Consider the following 16521-nt stretch of genomic DNA (forward strand, 5'->3'; position numbering starts at 1 on the left):
TCGCTGAATCCTGTTGTCGTTTGAACGAGGGAGAATCGCATGCAAGACGTGGTCATTGTCGCCGCTACCCGTACCGCCATCGGCCGCTTTCAGGGTGGTCTGGCGGATCAGCCCGCCACCCGGCTGGGTGAAATCGTGGTGCGCCGGCTGCTGGCGGACACCGGCCTGGAGCCGTCCGCGGTCAGCGAGGTGATCCTGGGCCAGGTGCTCACCGCCGGCGCCGGCCAGAACCCCGCGCGCCAGACCAGCATTCAGGCCGGTCTGCCCCAGGAAGTACCGGCCCTGACCATCAACAAGGTGTGCGGTTCCGGCCTCAAGGCGGTGCACCTGGGCAGCCAGGCGATCCGCTGCGGCGAAGCCGAGGTGGTGATCGCCGGCGGCCAGGAGAGCATGAGCCTGGCGCCCTATGTGCTGCCCAAGGCGCGCACCGGCCTGCGCATGGGCCACGCCAGCCTGGTGGATTCCATGATCCAGGACGGTCTGTGGGACGCCTTCAACGACTACCACATGGGCATCACCGCCGAGAACCTGGTGGAGAAATATGGCCTCACCCGGGAGCAGCAGGACGAATTCTCCGCCGCCTCCCATCGCAAGGCCGCCGCGGCCATCGAGTCCGGCCGCTTCAAGGATGAAATCACCCCGGTGGAAGTGCCCCAGCGCAAGGGCGAGCCGAAAATCGTCGACACCGACGAACAGCCCCGCGCCGACACCACCGCCGAGTCCCTGGGCGGCCTGCGTCCGGCCTTCAAGAAGGACGGTTCGGTGACCGCCGGCAACGCCTCCGCGCTCAACGATGGCGCCGCCGTGGTGATGCTGATGAGCGAAGCCCGCGCCAAGCAACTGGGTCTGCCGATCCTGGCGCGGCTGGCTGGCCAGGCCAGTGCCGGTGTCGACCCGGCGATCATGGGTATTGGCCCGGTGTCCGCCACCCGCCGCTGCCTGGAGCGCGCTGGCTGGAGCCTGGACCAGGTGGATCTGATCGAAGCCAACGAAGCCTTCGCCGCGCAATCCCTGGCGGTGGGCAAGGAACTGGAGTGGGACCCGGCCAAGGTCAACGTCAACGGCGGTGCCATCGCCCTGGGTCACCCGATCGGTGCCTCCGGCTGTCGGGTGCTGGTGACCCTGCTGCACGAAATGCAGCGCCGGGATGTGAAAAAGGGCCTGGCCACCCTGTGCATTGGTGGCGGTCAGGGCGTGGCCTTGGCGGTGGAACGCTAGCCGTTTACGTAAACCGCCAGGCGGTCGCGGATCGCCCGGCGGATGCCGTTGATCTCCATGGCCGAGATGTCGCTCAGTCGCTCCGGTAGCAGCCGGTGCAGATGCAGGCTGGGGTTGTCCTTGTCGAAGGCGCGCAGATCGCCCTTGGTGATCACCGGCAGGAACGGCCGTTCCCCGGTTTCCTGACGCAGCAGGGCGCGCAGGCCGGTGGCCAGCGGCACCCGCCGCATGGTACGACCGGTCTTGCCGCGCAGCGGAATCAGCATATGCAGGCCGCTGCCGCCGGCCAGTTCGCCGGGGATGATGGTGATACCGGTGGGGCGCGCGCCGTCCTCCGGCAGCCCGTTGAAGGTGTCGTGGTAGGCGTAGGGATTGGGCAGAATGATCAATGACCGGTCCTGGCCTTCCGGCACGGCGATCTCATAGTTGGTGTACAGCTGGCCCACCGGACCGCTGAACACGCACAGGGTATCCTGGAACTGCCGCACGAAGCGGATCGCGCGCCGGTGATTCTCGAAGTGATCCAGCTGCCAGACCAGGTGTCCCGGCGTGGAAGGTTGTTCCGCGGTGCGCCCCATTGCTCCCCCTTGCACACGGCCTCAAACATGCCAAGCCGTGTAATGCCATCGACTGGTTCAGATTATCATAGGAATTTCCGAGGCTTACTCATCGCCGGCTCACGGTTTGATCGCGTTTCCCTCGATCGGAACCCGGGGCTGGAAAAGCCGGCGGAAAGCGTAGGCGCCGCCGCCACCGACTTCAAAAGCAACCGCCGAAAGGGTGCGCCCGGTCGCACGGCAACTGTGGAGCGCCGGGAATTTTGCGTATCATGAGCATCCCCTCCGGCCCACAGGACATCCGCCATGACCGATACCCTGACCATCACCCGACCCGACGACTGGCACCTGCATTTCCGGGACGGCGAGATGCTGGCGGAAACGGTGCCCGCCACCGCCCGGGTTTTCCGCCGTGCCATCGTCATGCCGAATTTGACGCCGCCGGTAACCAGCGTGGCCCAGGCCGAGGCCTACCGGGAGCGTATCCTGGCGCGTATTCCGGCCGGCAGCGGCTTCGAGCCGCTGATGGTGTTGTACCTTACCGATGCCACGCCGGTGGAAGAGGTGGCGCGCGCCGCGCAAAGTGATTTCGTGCACGCCTTCAAACTGTACCCCGCCGGCGCCACCACCAACTCCGACAGCGGCGTCACCGATCCGGGCCGCATCGGCCACCTCTACGAAGCCATGGAAAAGCACGACGTGCCCTTGCTGGTGCACGGCGAGGTGACCGAGCCGGAAATCGATATCTTTGATCGCGAGCGGGTGTTCATCGACCGGTATCTGGCCGATATCCGCGAGCGCTTTCCAACGCTGCGCATCGTGTTCGAGCACGTCACCACCGGTGAGGCGGTGGATTTCGTGCGCGAGTCCGGCGAGTTCAGCGCCGCCACCGTCACTCCGCAACATTTGCTGATGAACCGCAACGATCTGCTGGTCGGCGGGGTGCGACCGCACAACTACTGCCTGCCGGTGCTGAAACGACGTACCCATCAGGAGCGTATCCAGCGTGCCGTGTTGGACGGCCACCCACGCTTTTTCCTGGGCACCGATTCCGCGCCCCATGCCCGCGACAAAAAGGAAGCCGCCTGCGGCTGCGCGGGCTGCTACTCGGCGCGGGCGGCGCTGCCGTTGTACGCCAGTTTCCTGGACCGTTACGGCGCTCTGGACAAGCTGGAAGGATTCGCCAGCCACTTTGGCGCCGACTTCTATCGGCTGCCGCGCAACACCGACACCGTGACCCTGGAGCGCCGCGACTGGTCCGTGCCGGACACGGTCACCGCCGGCGGCGAGGCGATGGTGCCGTTCATGGCCGGCCAGGCGTTGCCCTGGGCCATGCGGGAGGCTTGATGACGGCGGCAGGCGGAATGAGTGCGCCCACGCCCCTGGTGGTGCTGACCGGTTTCCTGGGCAGTGGCAAAACCACGCTGCTCAATCGCTGGCTCGGCGAGCGCGGTGACCTGGCGGTGATCATCAACGAGCTGGGCGACATCGGCATTGATCAGGATCTCGCCCGCAAGGTGGGCGCGCCGGTGAGTCTGCTGGCCGGTGGCTGCGTGTGCTGCGCGGTGCAGGGCACTCTGCGCACCACCCTGCGCAACCTTTACATGGCCCGGGCCGCCGGTGATCTGCCGGCCTTCTCGCTGGTGCTGCTGGAAACCACCGGGGCCGCCGATCCGTTTGGCGTGGTGTCGGTGCTGGAGCAGGACCCCTGGCTGCGCAAGCGTTTCTCGCTGCGCTCCATCCTCACTACCGTGGACGCGGTGGCCGGCGAGGCGGCCCTGGCACGGTATCCGGAAGCCCTGGAGCAGGTCACCGCCGCCGACCGCTTGCTGCTCACCAAGGTCGACCGGGTGGACGGCGCCGCCCGCCAGGCGCTGGCCGAGGCTCTGGCGCGCCTCAATCCGGACGCCGATGTGGTCGATGCCGCCGCCGTTGACGCCACCGTGCTGGACCGGGATTTTCCCCGTCGCTGTCGCATCACCGGCGTGCTGGCGCCGCTGTCCGGGGTGATGTCGGCGTCCATTTCGCCGATGGCGCCTTCCACCACCCCGGCCGGTCGCGGGCACGCCCTGCAGCCCGCCGGGCTGCGCTGGCGCGGGCGCATCGCCTATGAGCAATTGCAGGCGGCGCTGGCGGCCCTGCGCGCCGCCGCCGGCGATGATCTGGTGCGGCTCAAGGGGCTGGTGGCGATCGAAAAACTGGATGGCCCCTTGCTGATCCAGGCGGTCGGGGCGCAGCCTCTGGAAATGACGCCGCTGCCGGCGTGGCCCGGTGGCGATGAGGACAGCCGGCTGGTGGTGATCACCGCCGGCGACGACCCGGCGGTGCCGCGAAAGCTGCTGGCGGACTGGGGCCGCCGTCTGGATATGGGCAGCTTGGATATGGGCAGCTTGGATATGGAGAGCGCCACGGATTCCCCTGTTATGGACGAGGATGGAGGGTAACGAGCATGGTGAAATCCCTACTGGCCGCTCTGCTGGTACTGGCGAGCGCCGCGGGCGCCGCTGACGGGGCCGGCGTCGAACCGGTCGCCGGCAGCCTGGAGATCGCGCTCAAGGGCCATGCCCTGGTGGCGCGGCTGTCTCTGCCCGCCGGGCAGGTGGTGGGCTTCGAGCATGCCCCCGGCACCGATGAGGAAAGGATGGCGGTGCGCGACGCTCTGGGTCGCCTTAGCGAAGCCCGCAACGTGCTTGAGCCGGCCCCGGAGGCGCTCTGTTCGGTGACGCGCCAGAACGCGGGTTCCAGCCTGTCGCCGCCGGTTTCCACGCCACCGGCGCGGTTCACCGGCCGTTACGCCTGGCGCTGCCAGCAGCCGGACGCGCTGTTGGCTCTGGACGTGCCGCTGCTGGAGTTCATCAACGGCGTGCCCCTGGACATTCTGCTGCTGACCCCGTCCGGTGAACGGGCCTGGACCCTGAAAGCACCGGACACCCGCATTCCGGTCTTGGAGGACTGATATGGGGTATTGGTATCTGGCGGTGGCCATCCTCAGCGAGGTGGTGGGCACCTCCGCGCTCAATGCTTCCCACGGCTTCACTCGTCTCTGGCCCTCGGCGGTGACCGTGGTCGGCTATTGCCTGGCCTTCTATTTTTTGTCGCTGACTTTGCGTACCGTGCCCATGGGGATTGCCTACGCCGTGTGGGCCGGCAGCGGTATCGTGCTGATCGCCCTGGTGGGGGTTTTATTTTTCAAACAAATACCCGACGCGCCGGCGGTGTTGGGTATGCTCCTCATCGTGATCGGCGTGATTCTGGTCAGCGCCGTCTCCGGTACCGGGGGGCACTGACGCCCAGGACCAATACAACAAGGAGCCCGACGTGCCCGAGCAACTGGACGATGCTTTCAAGGCCGCTGACCGCGTGATCGAACTCACCGGTGGCGATATCCGCCTCGGCTTGCCGTTGGGGCTGGGCAAGCCCAACCGTCTGGTCAACGCCCTCTACCAGCGCGCCCAGGCCGACGCCTCGATCCGGCTGGATATCTACACCGCGCTGTCCCTGGGCCGGCCCGCCGCCGGCAGCGATCTGGAGCGCCGTTTCCTGGAGCCCTTCGCCGACCGGGTGTTCGGTGACTACGAGGAACTGGATTACCTGCACGCGCTGCGCAAGGATGACCTGCCGGACAACGTGCGCGTATTTGAATTTTTTTTCCAGCCCGGCAGCCTGCTGAACAGCGAGAGCGCCCAGCGCCGCTATATCAGTGTCAACTACACTCACGCCGCCCGTGACATCAACGCCCGTGGCGTCAATGTGGTGGCGCAGATGCTGGCGGTGGAGGGGGAAGGCAAGACGCGCCGCTACAGTTACGCCTGCAACCCGGAGGTGACCCTGGAGCTGCTGCCCATGCTCAAGGCCCGCCGTGACGCCGGCGAGACCATTGTCGCCGTGGGCCAGGTGCACCACGACCTGCCGTTCATGGGCAACGACGCCGAACTGGGTCCCTGGTACGACGAAATGGACATCGTCATTGACGACGCCAAGGCCCAGACCCGGCTGTTCAGCACCCCCAACATGCCGGTGAACCTGCAGGATCACTTTGTCGGCCTGCACGCCAGCGCCCTGGTGCGCGATGGTGGCACGCTGCAGATCGGCATTGGCGCCCTGGGTGATGCGCTGGTGCATCACCTCCGCCGCCGGGAGCGCTACAACCAGGACTACCGCCGGCTGCTGGATGCCCTGGCGCTGCCCGAGACGCACCGCGAGCTGATCGGCCGCGAAGGCGGCGAGCGGCCCTTCGAACTGGGGCTCTACGGCTGCAGCGAGATGATGACCCACGGTCTGCTGCGGCTGATCGACGACGGCATCATCCGCCGCCCGGTGTACGACTGGAAAGCGCTGCAGGCGGAGTGCCTCAAGCACGCCAACTGCGTGCCCGGCCTGGAGCTCATCGACGGCCTGCGCCGCCGGCGCGGCATTCTCTCCCCATTGCCGCCGGAACACCTCAAGCGGCTCACCGATTTCGGCGTGCTGCGTTACGGCCTCACCGTGGAAGGCAATCGCCTGCGACTGCCCAACGATGACAGCGTGCCCAACGATCTGGATCATCCGGACACCCGCGAAGCCCTGGAAACCTGGCGCGGCGACAGCCTCAACGGCGGGATCATCATGCACGGCGGTTTCTTCCTGGGGCCGGCGGCGTTTTACCAGCGTCTGCGCGAGCTGGACGCGGACACCCGGGGCAAGATCAACATGACCCGGGTGAACCAGATCAACGACCTCTACGGTGGCGAGGAACTGCGCATCCTGCAGCGCCGCGACGCCCGCTTCGTCAACACCGCCTTCACCGTCACCCTGCTGGGGGCGGCGGTGTCCGATCAACTTGACGACGGGCGCGTGCTCAGCGGCGTGGGTGGCCAGTACAACTTCGTCAGCCAGGCCCACGAGCTGCCCGGCGCGCGCTCCATTCTGATGACCCGGGCCTGGCGTCAGCGTGGCGGCGAGGCCGCCTCCAACGTCTTGTTTTCCTACGCCCACAACACCATTCCCCGGCACCTGCGCGACATCGTCATCACCGAGTACGGCATCGCCGACCTGCGCGGCAAGACCGATGAAGAGGTGGTCATGGCCATGCTCAACGTGGCCGACAGCCGCTTTCAGGTGGAACTCATGGAACAGGCCTGGCAAGCCGGCAAGCTGCGTCGCGACTACCGCATCCCGGAGCGCTTTCGACACAATAACCCGGAATTTCTGCGCCGCCTCAAGGCCGACGCCGGCGCCGATGCCTTTCCGGATTTTCCCCTCGGCACGGATTTCGACACCACCGAACAGCGGCTGCTGAAGGGGCTCACCTGGCTGAAGGAAACGGTGAGCCAGAAGGACTATCTGAAGCTCGCCCGGGAAGCGTTGCTGCACGAGCACGACGCCGACGCCCACGCCGACGAACTCAAGCGCATGGGGTTGCACGAGCCGGATGGCTTGCGCGAACGCCTTTACCAGCGGTTGCTGCTGACCGCGCTGGACGCCAATCGCGGCTGAAGCCGCTCCTGCGGCGGCTTTAGAATGCGCTAGGAGCGGCCGGGTTTTAGCCGCGATCGGCGGTCACTCCCCTGGCAACGGAATCCACTCGGTCTCGCCGGGGATATCGTCGAACCGGCGCGCCCGCCAATCCTCCTTGGCCTGCTCGATGCGCTCCGCTCTGGACGACACGAAATTCCAGTAAATATGGCGAGGGTGGGGCAGCGGCGCGCCGCCGAACAGCATCAGCCGGGCCGGGCCGTCGAAGGTTTCCAGAAGCCAGCTGCGGTCGCTGTCCAGGGTGGCCACGTGGTGGGTGGGCAGCGGCAGATCGCCGGCCCGGGGCGTGCCCTCCGCCACGTACAGGGCCCGTTCATGGTCGCTGGCCGGTAGCGGCAGGGACGCGCCTTCCTCCAGCAGAATATCCACGTACAGGGTGGGCGAGGGCACTGGCACCGGTGATTCCAGGCCGAAGGCCCGGCCCAGCAGCACCCGGGCGGTCACGCCCCGGTCCTGGTATACGGGCAGCGCCTTGGCCGGATGGTGGCTGAAGCAGGGCGCGTCCTCCTCCTGGTCCACCGGCAGCGCCAGCCAGGTCTGGATGCCCTCCACCGCCGCGCCATTGGCGCGGGTGTCCTCGGGAATCCGCTCCGAATGGGCGATGCCCCGGCCCGCCGTCATCAGATTGATGGCGCCGGGCTCGATGCGCTGCTCCGTACCGAGGCTGTCGCGGTGCATCATCGAGCCGGAGAACAGATAGGTCACCGTGGCCAGGCCGATGTGCGGGTGCGGTCGTACATCGCCCTCGCGGCTGGCGGCGGGAAACACATGGGGACCCATGTGATCGAAGAAAATAAACGGGCCCACGCGCTGCCGCCCGGCGGCGGGCAAAAGCCGGCGCACCGGGAAACCGATATCGCGGGTATGGGGTTTGAGCACATCCATGATGGCGACTCCATGCGGGGAGAGGCCTTCAGCATACACCCGCCGGAGGCGGTCAGGATGTGTGCGAGTCGTCCTCTGGAGCCGCGCGCCCGCCACGCCGGCGGGTGCCGGCCAGCACCCGCCAGAATGGAATGCGGCGGGTCACCGACACCATCTCATCCACGGAATCACCAATGCCGGACAGCCGGTCCACGGTGTCGCGCAGCCCCACCAACTGGTCCACATGCTCGGAGATTTTGAACACCACCATGTAGAACTCCAGCAGCGCACGCAGCAGGGTGGCGGAAAACAGAAACAGCAGCGGCCCGCCGATGAACAGGAAGAACAGACCCCGCCAGGTGGAGGCCACGAACGCTTCGAAACACAGGTACAGCAAGCCCAGGCCGATGGCGGTGAGCGCCACCCCGTACACCCCCGGGATGACCTGGATGATCATGTACTTATCGAAGCGGAAGTTGAACAGCTCGCGCCAGTATTCCAGGGCCCAGAACAGGCCGCGCCGCAGCCGCTCGTTGACCGGCTCCGACGCCGGCGGCGTATCCGGATCACCGTCCGGCTGTTTTTGCTCGTCTACCATTTCGCGTATTGCTCCTCGACGAAACCGTGCAGGCCGCGCACGGCCAGCGGCGCCCCGTCGGCGGGCCGCAACTCGCCATCGAAACGCCCGAACAGTTGATGAAAGTTGCTGGCGAACAGTCCCAGGTTGAGCCGTTCGCGATGACGCCCCAGGGGCGTGAAGGTCAGATCCACCCGACCGCAGCGGCTCACCACCCGCCACGGGGCCTGGAGATCATCGCGCCGGTAATCGAACCGGGTGCCCTCCACCTTGATCAATTCGCCGTCCAGCCACAAACAGTTTTCGCTGACACTGGTCTCGTTGACCCCGCAGGACAGATTCAGGCCCACCCGGTGGCCCTCCAGCCGGCCGGACAGGCAGGCCCAGTTCCAGAACGTTTCCCTGCGCATGTAACCCGCGGAAAAATCATGGTGGCCACCGGCGCCGGGCAGGGCGCCCAGGTCCCGCTCGCCATCCTGGTCGCGCAGGGTGCCGGTCACGTCCACCCCGGCCACTTTGTTGGCGTAGGTCCAGCCGTTCACTCCAGTGCGCGTGCACAGCGACATGGGCCGGTAACCCACCGGCTCGGTTAGCGCCGTGCTCAGTTCCAGGTCGTTCAAGGACACCGTCAGGCTCTTGCGCCGTTCACCGTCGTCATTCTGTTCGTAACCCAGCCGGATCGACACGCCGCTTTGCTGGAAACGGCTCTCGCCCTGCAGGGGCGAATCGCTCATGGTCAGTGCCCGCCCCAGCGGCGAGCGCCAGGTATGCTCGCGCAACCGGCCACTGGCCGGCTCGAACACATAGAAAAACGCCAGCCCCAGGTAAGCGGTGTCCGCCAGGGCGCAGCCAATCAGCATCTCGTCGCTGACCAGCCCGAAATACTGGAACTGCTTGTAATGGAAACGACGCGCCCGTCGCGACGCCGGCGATCCCATGGGGCGCCGGTAATCGTGATCGCGGCCGTTGACGCGGGCCACGGTATCCGGAAACAGGCCCAGGCGGACCTGGCCATCCGGAGCGATCAGTTGAGAGGGTTGATCATCGAAGTGCATGCGGTGGGTCCCGATCCCCGGTGATTGTTCAAACGCCAACATAGCCAGGGCCCCCCGGAGGAGCAAGCGGGGCAAGGATCATGTCGGACAAGGACGCCCCGGCGCGCACGCCGGGGCCGGGGTCACGGGGTGGCGCTGCTCACGGACAGGTCTTCCAGGGTGCGGCGTACTTCTTCCGCCCATTGCAACCAGGCCCGTTGGTCGAGGATGCCGCGCCGCACGGTGAGATAGTTGAAGAGGTTGTCCTCCAGGCCCTCGTCGTCGAGACGCTTGGCCAGTGCCTCGAAGGTGGCGAGCCGTTCCCGTCTCTGTTTGGCCAGTTGCTCCAGTTCAGAGAGCAGGCTCTGGGTATCCGCCAGTTGCCCGCCGGCCACCTTCACCATGAAGGCATCGCGGATGCGTGCCGGGCCCGCCGGCTTCTTTAGCCATCGGATCAGTTCCTCGCGGCCCTCGTCGGTGAGTTGGTAAAGCTTTTTGTCCGGTTTCCCTTCCTGGGGAACATGGCGGTAGCTGACCATGTTCTGTTCATTGAGTTTTCCCAACTCCAGATAAATCTGTTGATGGGTGGCGTTCCAGACCAGGCCAATGCTGTTGGCGAATTCCCTTGCGAGGTCATAGCCGCTCGCTTCCTGGTCTTGCAGTAGGACAAGAATGGCATGGCGCAATGACACGGCGGGCTCCTCGTTCGTTCGTTATCGTCATTCTGTTTTGATAGTAGAGAGCCGCCGAAGCGCTGCGCAATCCGTTGTATAAGCACTTTTGTAAAAACTTAGTGACGTTCGTTCCGTTCCCGGTACGAGCGTAAGTATTTGTTATCAGGGTGTTTTCTTGAGTGACCGAAAAGGCGGTGGTCACCGCCGGCGATCGTCAGTGACGCACCTGCATACCCAGGTAGTAAAGCGCTGATTGGGTCAACTGTTCGTCACTAAGATTGGGAATCACCTTGTTGATAACGCCGTAGCTGGCCTTGCGGGTGGTGTCCACGCCCACCGAAGCCACCCGGCGCAGGATCGGGCCGAAGCCGAGCAGGTCGATGGGTTTATTGAAATACCAGTGCAGAGCCTGGTCGGTAATGCCGCGCAGGTAATGGACCATGTCCTCGCGGGCCCCCTCGAAATGGCCTTCCTCGGTGCGTTGCGCCAGCCGCCGCCCGCGCTCGGCCAGGCCCGGCTCGACCGGGAAGGCCACGTACCAGAAGGCGTGCCGTGGCCCGGGGAAACGGATGCTGTCCATGTAGTCCGCGGCGGCGCGATTCTGGTTCAGATCCATTTTGCGCGCGCTGCGACCGATCACCAGGCGGGTCGCCTTGGAGATGGTGTCCGCCGCCAGCCGTACCAGGCGTTGCTGGGTGGTGCTCAGGCCGGAGTAGGACGCCGGGGTCAGGAAGAAGGCGTCCAACGATTCCTGAATGAAGGTGGTCATGATGTCTTCCACCACCTTCGGTTCCGGCGCGCGAGCCCCATGGCGCATGCGTTCGATGAAGCCGTCGGTGAGTTGGTGGAGGCGGGCGCTGCTGCGGAAGGCGATATAGGTTTTTGTTGTCATGAACGGAAAATCCCTGAAAGGTAAACAGCTTGTATCGCGGGCAATGATAACCACCGTCGTGGCGGCGGGCGCAAGCGCCGCTTTTTTCCGATGCGGGCCTTTCCTTTGTGGCGGGAATGCCGGATCATGCGCCCCCGGATAAAGGAGTGAGCCGATGCTGACGGTGGTCACGCCGGACGCGGAACAAGTCACGCGCTGGCTGGAACAGGCCAACATTCAATACTACATCTGCGATCAGTGCCATGGTCTGCACCTGTCCGAGCTGCAAGGCCGGGAAGGGGTGGTGGACGCCCGCCTGTTCGTGGAGGAAGACGGCGTGTTGCTGTCCACGGAACTGGAGCTGCGGCCCGCGGCGATCTTCGTGGCGCAGGCTGATCTGTCCCGGCTCAACGTGGATTACCCCTCCCTGAAAGTGTTCCTGGACGTCAACGACGATGCCATGCCGCGCATGGTGGCCTGCGACCTGCTGTTCGGTCGCCAGGGCGTCACCTTCGACCAGTTCATCTACTTCGTGCAGGCGACGCTGGACGCCACCGTGCAGTTGCTGGAAGATTGCCAGCAGGCGGACTGGCTGATCTGGCCGGACCCGGACGAGGAAGACGGCCCCGCGGAGCCCGGCGCCCTGCACTGAGGACACGACCCTGAACAATCCTGCCGATTGGATCGGCGGCCCCGGCGGCGATCGTTGCCAGCGGCTGATCGATGATCTGGTGGCGCGCCACTACGCGGTGGCGCCGGACTATTTCCCCGCCCATCTGGTGCGCGCCCTGCGCCGCGAGGCATTGCTGCGCCACCGCCGTGGCGAATTCCAGGAAGCCGGCATCGGTCGTGGCCAGGAGCAGCACCGCAATACCCGCGTACGCCGGGACCGCACCCGCTGGCTGGATGGCTCCACCCTGGCCCAGTGTCACCTGCTCGATGAAATGGAGCAGCTGCGGCTGTCCGTGAACCGGGCCCTGTTCCTGGGGCTGTTCGACCTGGAAGCCCACTTCGCCGTCTATGACCCCGGCGCCTTCTACCGCCGGCACCTGGACGCCTTCAACGGCAACAATGGCCGTGTGCTCTCGGCGGTGCTGTATCTGAATGACCAGTGGCGCGACGACGACGGTGGCCGCCTGCGCCTGTGGGCGCGGCCGGATGCGGTGACGCCGGCCATGGAGGTGACGCCCCGGGCCGGTACCCTGGTGTGCTTTCTCAGCGAGCACATTCCCCACGAGGTGATGGAAGCAAGCCGCCAGCGGCTCAGCATCGCCGGCTGGTTCCGCTGCAACAACAGCACCACCCTGGCCGCCGACCCGGCCCGCTGATCGCGGGCCGCGTCAAAAAGCCCTTGAAATCCGTTCCCCGACCCCTAAATAAGAAAGCGTGACAGCTTTAGCCGGCTAACCCGTCACGACACTGACTTTGTCCTTTCGGTCGCCTTCGGGGACCGTTCGAGATGGATTGGAGGTAACGTGATGAACACCTTGGCCCCCCTGTTCCGACATTCCGTGGGGTTTGACCGCTTCGACGACTGGCTGGAAAGCGTGCTGCGCTCCGATCAGTCCAATGGCTACCCGCCCTACGACATCATCCGCGAGGAAGACGGCACCTACCGCGTGATCATGGCGGTGGCCGGTTTCTCCCGCGATGAGCTGGACATCACCGTCCAGGAGAACCTGCTGCGCATCACCGGTAAGCCCCGCGATGGCGAGGACCCGAACCGGACCTGGTTGCACCGCGGCATCGCCCGCCGTGCTTTCGAGCGCAGCTTCCGCCTGGCCGACCATGTGCAGGTGGAAGGCGCCCGCTTCGAGGACGGCCTGCTGGTGGTGGCCCTGACCCGGGTCGTGCCCGAGTCCGCCAAGCCCCGCCAGGTACCGATCAACGGCGGTGGCGACACCCTGGACGGGCAATCCGCCGAATAAATCGGCGCCCGGCGCGCCGGCCCGGCCCGGGTGCTTGCAAAGCCCCGGGCCTTTGGCCACAATGCGCGCTCGCTGAAAGGCGAGCGATGGCCGACCCGCCGGTCCCCCCGCAACGACAGACTGTGAACCCCGCCAGGCCCGGAAGGGAGCAACGGTAGCAGTGGACTCGTGTGCCGGGGTGCGGCTGGCGGGAAGGCCTCCATTCCTTCCCCCCGCTTTCCCCGATTCGCTGTCTAAAACGCTCCGGATTCGCTAGCATACGGGTTTTCCTGAAGCCCCGAATGCCGTCCGGCTGGAGAGCGATGAGTTACCAGGTTCTAGCCCGCAAGTACCGCCCGCGCACCTTCGATGAACTGGTGGGCCAGGAGCACGTCTCCCGGGCGCTGACCCATGCCCTGGACCAGGACCGCCTGCACCACGCCTACCTGTTCACCGGTACCCGAGGCGTGGGCAAGACCACCATCGCGAGGATTCTGTCGCGCTGCCTCAATTGCGAGGAGGGCGTCAGCAGCCAGCCCTGCGGCGTGTGCCCCACCTGCCAGGAAATCAACGAAGGCCGCTTCGTGGACCTGATCGAGGTGGACGCCGCCAGCCGCACCAAGGTGGAGGACACTCGCGAGCTGCTGGAGAACGTGCAGTACGCGCCCACCCGGGGCCGCTACAAGGTGTACCTGATCGACGAGGTGCACATGCTCTCGGCCCATTCCTTCAACGCCTTGCTGAAGACGCTGGAGGAGCCGCCGCCCCATGTGAAATTCCTGCTCGCCACCACCGATCCGCAGAAGATGCCGGTGACGATCCTGTCGCGCTGCCTGCAGTTCAGCCTCAAGGCGCTGCCGGCGGAGCTGATCGCCGGGCATCTCAAGACGCTGCTGGAACGGGAGATGATCCGTTTCGAGGAGCCGGCGCTGTTGGCCCTGGGCCGTGCCGCCCAGGGTTCCATGCGCGACGCCCTCAGCCTCACCGACCAGGCCATCGCCTTCGGCGGCGAGCAGCTCACGGAGCAGGCGGTGGCGGCCATGCTCGGCACCGTCGACCGTGGCCATGTGCGTACCCTGCTGCAGGCCCTGGGCGGCGGCGAGGCGGCCGGCGTGCTGCGTGCCCTGGCCGGCATCGCCGAGCACGCGCCGGATGAGCTGGCGCTGCTCGACGAGGTGGTGGCGGCACTGCACGAACTGGCGGTGATCCAGGCGCTGGGCGGCGAAGGCGCCGACGCGGACATGGTGGCGCTGGCCGCCGTGTTCCAGGCGGAACAGATTCAGCTGTATTACGACGTGGCGCTGCGGGGGCGCCGGGATGTCCAGGAGGCGCCGGATGCCCGCGCCGCCCTGGAGATGATCCTGTTGCGCATGGTGCTGTTTTCTCCGCGCGGCGTCCTGCCTGGCGGGGAGGCCCGGGCCCCGGCAAAAAAGCCTGAGCCGGCGCCCGCCGCCGGTGCCACCGGCGACGTCCCCTCCACCATGAACACCCCGGCCGGGGACGTGGCGGCCAGCACGCCCACCGCCACCCCCGGTGACCTGCGCGCGCTGCTCGGCGACGACCGGGCGCCCCGGCGCCAGGCCGCCGCCGAACCTCCGGCGCGGCCCGCCCCGGCCAGCCCGGCGCCGGCCCCGTCCTCCGGTGACGGTAACGGTGACGACGCGCCGCCCTGGAACGAGGAGCCGCCACCCTGGGACGAAGCACCTCCGGCCATGACGGATGGCGCGCCGCCGGCGCCCCCGGCGGACACGCCGCCCCGGGCTCCGGCGAGTTCCCAGGCTCCGGCGCCTGACAGGGCTCCAGCGCCTGACAGGGCTCCGGCGCCGGACAGAGCTCCAGTGCCTGACAGGAGCGCGGCCCGGATCGAGGCCCAGGCGCCGGCCCCGGCCCCGGCCAAGGCCCAGGAACCGCCGCTGCCGCTGGCCGAGCCCGAATCCGACCGGGACGTGGGCTCCTGGTGGGCGGCCCTGGTGGAGCGCCTGCCCCTGGAAGGCACGGTACGCAACCTGGCCCGCAACGCGGTGCTGGCCCAGCGTCAGGACGACCAGTGGACCCTCAAGCTGGCCACCGGCCACCAGGTGCTGGTCAACCAGGATCGCACCCAGGAACTGGCCGGCGCCTTGAGCGATTATTTCCAGCGCCGCATCCGGCTCAGCCTGGAATTCGAGGCGGACGCCGGCGACACCCCGGAGGCCCTGGACCAGGAGCGGCGGCGGCAACGTCTGGCGGAGGCCCGCCAGGCGCTGCTCGACGACGGCACCGTCAAGACCCTGATGGAACGCTTCAATGCCCGGCTGGATGAAGCCAGCATCCGTCCCCGGGAAGACTGAACCGACAACCGAGGTTGCCATGGATTTCGACATGAACAACCTCCTGCAGCAGGCCCAGGCCATGCAGGAGAAGATGAAAAAGGCCCAGGAAGACGCCGCCAATGCCGAGGTCACCGGCGAAGCCGGGGCCGGCCTGGTCAAGGTGGTCATGAACGGTCGCCACGACGTCAAGAGCGTGGCCATCGATGACAGCCTGATGAGCGAGGATAAGGACATGCTCGAGGATCTGCTCGCCGCCGCGGTCAATGACGCCGTGCGTCGCGTGGAGCGCCAGCAGCAGGAATCCATGAAGGGCATGGCTGAAGGCTTTCCGTTCCCGCCGGGCTTCAAGCCGTGAAGCATCCGCCCCTGGTGGAAACGCTGATCGAGGCCTTTACCTGCCTGCCCGGGGTGGGGCCCCGATCCGCTCAGCGCATGGCCTATACCCTGCTGGAAAGGGGCCGCGACGATGGCCGCGCCCTGGCCGCCGCGCTCTCCGGGGCCATGGACGGCGTGCGCCAGTGCAAGCGCTGCCGCAACTACGCCGAGGACGAGCTGTGCCCGATCTGCCAGGACCCGCGCCGTGATGCCGGGCTGGTGTGCATCGTCGCGTCGCCGGCGGATGTGCTGGCGGTGGAACAATCCGGCGAGTACCGGGGCCATTATTTCGTGCTCATGGGCCAGCTTTCACCGCTGGACGGCATCGGCCCCCGCGAACTGGGGCTGGACGTGCTTGAAGCGCGCCTCAACGAAGGGCAGATTCAGGAACTGATCCTGGCCACCGGCACCACCGTGGAAGGCGAGGCCACCGCCCACTACGTGCTCGATCTGGCCCGGGAGGCCGGCGTCAATGTGTCGCGCATCGCCCAGGGCGTGCCCATGGGCGGAGACCTGGAATTCGTCGACGGCGCCACCCTGGCCCAGGCCCTGCGCGGCCGCCGACCGTTCTGATGGACTCGGGATGCAGGATGCATCCTGAAGCGCGCCTCGCCAGGG

The 16521-nt window shown here is 66.7% G+C and carries 18 protein-coding genes and 1 other RNA gene; 13 read left to right on the forward strand and 6 right to left on the reverse strand.

The annotated features are described in order from the left end of the window. The first annotated feature begins 39 nt into the window (after positions 1 to 39). On the forward strand, positions 40 to 1218 hold the full coding sequence (locus tag JF515_RS06435; RefSeq protein WP_203102215.1) for an acetyl-CoA C-acetyltransferase: 1179 nt from the start codon (positions 40 to 42) through the stop codon (positions 1216 to 1218). Here JF515_RS06435 and JF515_RS06440 read toward each other — a convergent pair. Continuing rightward, positions 1215 to 1796, reverse strand: coding sequence for a hypothetical protein (locus tag JF515_RS06440; protein ID WP_203102217.1), 582 nt, complete (start codon positions 1794 to 1796; stop codon positions 1215 to 1217). The genes JF515_RS06435 and JF515_RS06440 overlap by 4 nt on opposite strands. A 285-nt stretch (positions 1797 to 2081) precedes the next feature. Here JF515_RS06440 and pyrC point away from each other — a divergent pair, with 285 nt between their 5' ends. The 5 genes from pyrC to JF515_RS06465 are packed head-to-tail and all read left to right on the forward strand — an operon-like array spanning position 2082 to position 7250. Further along, positions 2082 to 3122: a dihydroorotase gene (gene pyrC / locus JF515_RS06445; protein ID WP_203102219.1), complete on the forward strand. Its 1041-nt coding sequence runs from the start codon at positions 2082 to 2084 to the stop codon at positions 3120 to 3122. Positions 3123 to 3139: 17 nt separating this feature from the next. Continuing rightward, a complete protein-coding gene (locus tag JF515_RS06450; protein ID WP_203102221.1) occupies positions 3140 to 4219 on the forward strand; it encodes a CobW family GTP-binding protein in 1080 nt (359 codons plus the stop codon). 5 nt (positions 4220 to 4224) lie between these two features. Next, entirely contained in the window at positions 4225 to 4731 is a 507-nt protein-coding gene (locus tag JF515_RS06455) for a ZrgA family zinc uptake protein (protein ID WP_203102223.1), read from the forward strand. A gap of 1 nt (position 4732) precedes the next feature. Next, a complete protein-coding gene (locus JF515_RS06460; RefSeq protein ID WP_203102225.1) occupies positions 4733 to 5062 on the forward strand; it encodes a DMT family transporter in 330 nt (109 codons plus the stop codon). A 31-nt stretch (positions 5063 to 5093) separates the two neighbouring features. After that, complete coding sequence (locus tag JF515_RS06465) at positions 5094 to 7250, forward strand: acetyl-CoA hydrolase/transferase family protein (protein WP_203102227.1); 2157 nt, start codon at positions 5094 to 5096, stop codon at positions 7248 to 7250. A gap of 63 nt (positions 7251 to 7313) precedes the next feature. Here JF515_RS06465 and JF515_RS06470 read toward each other — a convergent pair whose 3' ends face one another. The 5 genes from JF515_RS06470 to JF515_RS06490 all read right to left on the reverse strand — a co-directional run bounded on the left by JF515_RS06470 (position 7314) and on the right by JF515_RS06490 (position 11330). After that, positions 7314 to 8174, reverse strand: coding sequence for a pirin family protein (locus JF515_RS06470; protein ID WP_238400898.1), 861 nt, complete (start codon positions 8172 to 8174; stop codon positions 7314 to 7316). A gap of 52 nt (positions 8175 to 8226) precedes the next feature. Further along, positions 8227 to 8751, reverse strand: coding sequence for a DUF4282 domain-containing protein (locus tag JF515_RS06475; RefSeq protein ID WP_203102229.1), 525 nt, complete (start codon positions 8749 to 8751; stop codon positions 8227 to 8229). Next, a complete protein-coding gene (locus tag JF515_RS06480; protein ID WP_203102231.1) occupies positions 8745 to 9785 on the reverse strand; it encodes a DUF2804 domain-containing protein in 1041 nt (346 codons plus the stop codon). The genes JF515_RS06475 and JF515_RS06480 overlap by 7 nt, the downstream gene beginning before the upstream one ends. Positions 9786 to 9907: 122 nt before the next feature. Continuing rightward, the gene (locus JF515_RS06485) at positions 9908 to 10456 is read right to left on the reverse strand and encodes a helix-turn-helix transcriptional regulator (protein ID WP_203102233.1); all 549 of its coding nucleotides are present in this window, start codon (positions 10454 to 10456) and stop codon (positions 9908 to 9910) included. Positions 10457 to 10652: 196 nt separating this feature from the next. Next, positions 10653 to 11330 (reverse strand): hypothetical protein, encoded by a 678-nt coding sequence (locus tag JF515_RS06490; RefSeq protein ID WP_203102235.1) that lies wholly within the window; start codon positions 11328 to 11330, stop codon positions 10653 to 10655. A 154-nt stretch (positions 11331 to 11484) separates the two neighbouring features. Between JF515_RS06490 and JF515_RS06495 the strand changes: the two genes are divergently transcribed. The 7 genes from JF515_RS06495 (at position 11485) to recR (ending at position 16476) form a co-directional block, all read left to right on the forward strand. Continuing rightward, positions 11485 to 11961 (forward strand): YbjN domain-containing protein, encoded by a 477-nt coding sequence (locus JF515_RS06495; RefSeq protein WP_203102237.1) that lies wholly within the window; start codon positions 11485 to 11487, stop codon positions 11959 to 11961. A 79-nt stretch (positions 11962 to 12040) separates the two neighbouring features. Further along, a complete protein-coding gene (locus JF515_RS06500) occupies positions 12041 to 12637 on the forward strand; it encodes a 2OG-Fe(II) oxygenase (protein WP_338015178.1) in 597 nt (198 codons plus the stop codon). 150 nt (positions 12638 to 12787) lie between these two features. Then, positions 12788 to 13237: an Hsp20 family protein gene (locus tag JF515_RS06505; RefSeq protein ID WP_203102239.1), complete on the forward strand. Its 450-nt coding sequence runs from the start codon at positions 12788 to 12790 to the stop codon at positions 13235 to 13237. A 96-nt stretch (positions 13238 to 13333) separates the two neighbouring features. Further along, positions 13334 to 13430: signal recognition particle sRNA small type (gene ffs, locus JF515_RS06510), an RNA gene on the forward strand. Positions 13431 to 13539: 109 nt separating this feature from the next. Continuing rightward, positions 13540 to 15546 (forward strand): DNA polymerase III subunit gamma/tau, encoded by a 2007-nt coding sequence (dnaX, locus tag JF515_RS06515; RefSeq protein ID WP_203102241.1) that lies wholly within the window; start codon positions 13540 to 13542, stop codon positions 15544 to 15546. Positions 15547 to 15565: 19 nt separating this feature from the next. Continuing rightward, positions 15566 to 15883 (forward strand): YbaB/EbfC family nucleoid-associated protein, encoded by a 318-nt coding sequence (locus JF515_RS06520; RefSeq protein WP_203102243.1) that lies wholly within the window; start codon positions 15566 to 15568, stop codon positions 15881 to 15883. Beyond that, positions 15880 to 16476: a recombination mediator RecR gene (gene recR, locus JF515_RS06525; RefSeq protein WP_203102245.1), complete on the forward strand. Its 597-nt coding sequence runs from the start codon at positions 15880 to 15882 to the stop codon at positions 16474 to 16476. Before JF515_RS06520 ends, recR begins: the two co-directional genes overlap by 4 nt. The last annotated feature ends 45 nt before the right edge of the window (positions 16477 to 16521 follow it).

The sequence above is a fragment of the Alloalcanivorax marinus genome (assembly GCF_016785095.1).
Classification (GTDB): Bacteria; Pseudomonadota; Gammaproteobacteria; order Pseudomonadales; family Alcanivoracaceae; genus Alloalcanivorax; species Alloalcanivorax marinus_A.